Annotated in this window: 3 protein-coding genes; all 3 read right to left on the bottom strand. The window is 58.0% G+C overall.

Going from position 1 to position 2,877, the window contains the following annotated elements; genetic code table 11:
- On the bottom strand, positions 1-1,491 hold the full coding sequence (locus tag BM244_RS22440; protein WP_093401128.1) for an HWE histidine kinase domain-containing protein: 1,491 nt from the start codon (positions 1,489-1,491) through the stop codon (positions 1-3).
- A gap of 118 nt (positions 1,492-1,609) precedes the next feature.
- Positions 1,610-2,074 (bottom strand): response regulator, encoded by a 465-nt coding sequence (locus BM244_RS22435; RefSeq protein ID WP_093401127.1) that lies wholly within the window; start codon positions 2,072-2,074, stop codon positions 1,610-1,612.
- Positions 2,074-2,877, bottom strand: an 804-nt coding sequence (locus BM244_RS22430) for a sensor histidine kinase (protein WP_139227103.1), incomplete at its 5' end; no start/stop codon positions are given. The genes BM244_RS22430 and BM244_RS22435, both read right to left, overlap by 1 nt.

Below are 2,877 nucleotides of genomic sequence, written 5' to 3'. Positions count from 1 at the left end.
TTAGATCGGCGCTTCGATTGCGAAGCGAACACCTTCCGGCAGATATTGGATTTCCGCCTTGCCGCGGATGTGGCGTGACAGGACGCGCTCAATCATTCTCGTACCAAATCCAACACGTGTTGGCATAGCAACGATAGGACCATCCTGCTCCGTCCAGGAGAAGGTAAGTCGGCGTTCCGTTGCATTGCCGTTCAGGTCCCAGGTTATGCTCACCTGACCCTCCGGTACCGAGAGCGCTCCATATTTGATCGCGTTGGTCGCCAGCTCGTGCAGTGCCATAGACAACGCAAGTGTCACTTCCGGGGTCAGCCGTATCGTCGGGCCGACAGCAGAAAACCGTCGACCGTTGCTGTCCATGAACGGCGCCAGCACCCGCTCGACGATCTCACCGATTGCCGCGCCTTCGATCTCGTCCTTGAGCAGCAGTTCGTGCGCAGACGCAAGGCTAGCGATGCGGCCCGACACCGCATCCCGAGCTTCAGCAAGGGACGCAGCATCGCGTAGCGTCTGACTCACAACGGCACTGACCGTCGCAAGCGTGTTCTTCACACGGTGCGTCAGTTCATGTGCCAGAACCGACCGTTGCTCCTCGGCGAATTTGCGAGCTGAAACATTGCTCGAAAAGCCTGAAACCGCCAACGGTGTGCCATCCGCGCGACGCTGCAGCGAGCCTTGGGAATGGATCCAGCGTTGCTCGCCTTCAGGCGTTAGAATGCGGTATTCGACGTTATACCGCGTGCCATGCTCGATAGCGCTGTTCAGCGAGTTCGTGAGGAGGTCTCGATCCTCTGGATGAACGCATGCCAACATACCTTCCATCGACAACTTTTCACCGACAGGCCGGCCAAAGTTCGTCAGGCAACTTGGCGAGTAGCTGAGCCGCCATTCCGGCAGGTCGATGGTCCAAGTGCCCAGTCCGCCAGCATCGAGCGCAAGTGCCAGGCGGGCCTCTCGTTCGGCTAGCGCAACTTCGCGCTTCGCAAGCTCGGCACTCAGCGTGTCGCGGTCGCGTTCCAACTGCAACAGCCCGTGCCGCTCGAGTGTGACATCGAGCTGGGATGCCACGAAGTAGCGTAGGCTGCCGGTCGCGTCATGCACGGGCGCGACCATGAGGCGGTTCCAGAACGGCGTGCCATCACGACGGTGATTAAGGAGGTCGATATCGATCGGCTTACGAAGAGCAATTGCGTCCTTCATGCGTTGGACGTCGGCCTGATCGGTCAACGGTCCCTGCATGAAACGGCAGTTCCGGCCAACGACCTCGACTGCCGAGAACCCCGTCAGAGCCTCGAACGCACGATTGACGTAAACCAGCGGGTTATCCGGTAGCGTTGGATCGCTGACGACCATCGGCGTAATGCAGTGATCGAACGCCGCAACGAAGGGGTCATGCTCGTCGAGGCGGGACGCAAATGCGTCGACAGCCTCGCGTACGACACCTGAGGCATCGTGCGGTCGAATAGGCGAAGGTGGGAGTGGCTGACGGTCCAAAGCGGGAACGTCCTAGCGGTAAGACGTTGATGGATCAACGTAATCGAATTTATGTATAACTTCTGTCATCTGTCGTCCCACTTCGTGAGGCCGTGGATTATCGCTTATCACCCGGAAATCAGGGACTGGTCTGGGACCACTCTGCGGCAAACGCGGGTGCTGCAATGAAGCTCGCTGGCTGCGGGGATACGGGCGGTGGATCGCAGACACCCTCTTCGATGTAGCGCATTGCGGACATCAGACCATTCCGGGAGAAGGGCTTGGGTATGACGCCATGGCCACCGGCAAAGTCGGCTGGGATCTTGAGCGGGTTTGCAGTGACGAAGACGACTATCGCGCCCGCCCATCGCTTCCTGATCAACGCGCAGACATCTAGGCCGCTGGTGCCTTTCGCAAGCTGTATGTCAACAAAAGCCAAGTCCGGATGGAGATCGCTTGCCAGGTCTTCAACTTCGTAGAGAGACGCGGCCTCGCCGACGACACGGTGACCGGCGTCTTCGATCATCGCTTCGATATCCATGGCCAAAAGAGCTTCGTCCTCGACGATCAGCACGTTCAACGGCGGTTGGGCACGTACACTCATTAATCGTCCACCGGGAATGAGAGAGATACACGAACCCCGGGGGCGGCGTCGGACCACACGACGTCGGCCCTGACTTGCTTGGCGAGGCGGGAGATAAGCATCTTGCCAATGCCGTCCGGCTGAACGTCATTGCTGGCAAGCCCATGCCCATCATCGGTGATTTCGATCAGGGCATTATTGCCTTCCAGGGCGGTGCGGACGGAAATCGTACCGGCTCGCCCGTCGGCAAATGCATGCTTGATGGCGTTGGTCGCTATTTCGTTGAGGATCAACCCAAGCGATGCCGCCTTACTGGACGGCACCTCTATTTGCGAAATTTTCGAAACAAGCTTGATGTCGTCGCGTCGGCTGGCACCAACGACGTCGCTGATTAGATTTTCGGTAAACGCCCCGACATCGAACCGGGTGACGTCGTCCGACTGATAAAGACGGCGATGCACTGTCGCCAGCGCATCAACCCGTTCGAGCATGGTTTCAAGTTTTGATGAAACGGCCGGGTCTGATATGCTACGCGCCTGCAAACGCAGAAGTGAACCGATCATCGTAAGGTTGTTCTTGACCCGGTGGTCGACTTCGTGAAGCAGCAGAGTTTTCGCATCTAGCGCGGCCTCGAGGTCTGACGTGCGCGCCTCGACTTCCTGTTCGACCAATAACTTTTGCTTTGAAATGATAGTCTGCGCCTTGACGCGGTCAGTAACATCAAGCTGGGAGGCGAAGAAGAATACAACTTTGCCGGCGTCATTGCGTACAGGGCTCAGGTACAACGCGTTCCAGAACGCAGATCCATCCTTTCGATAGTTTAG

The sequence above is a fragment of the Sphingomonas sp. OK281 genome, from assembly GCF_900115295.1.
In the GTDB taxonomy this organism is placed as follows: Bacteria; Pseudomonadota; Alphaproteobacteria; order Sphingomonadales; family Sphingomonadaceae; genus Sphingomonas.
Note: the sequence above shows the minus strand (reverse complement) of the source record. Positions and strands in the feature narration are given on the sequence as shown.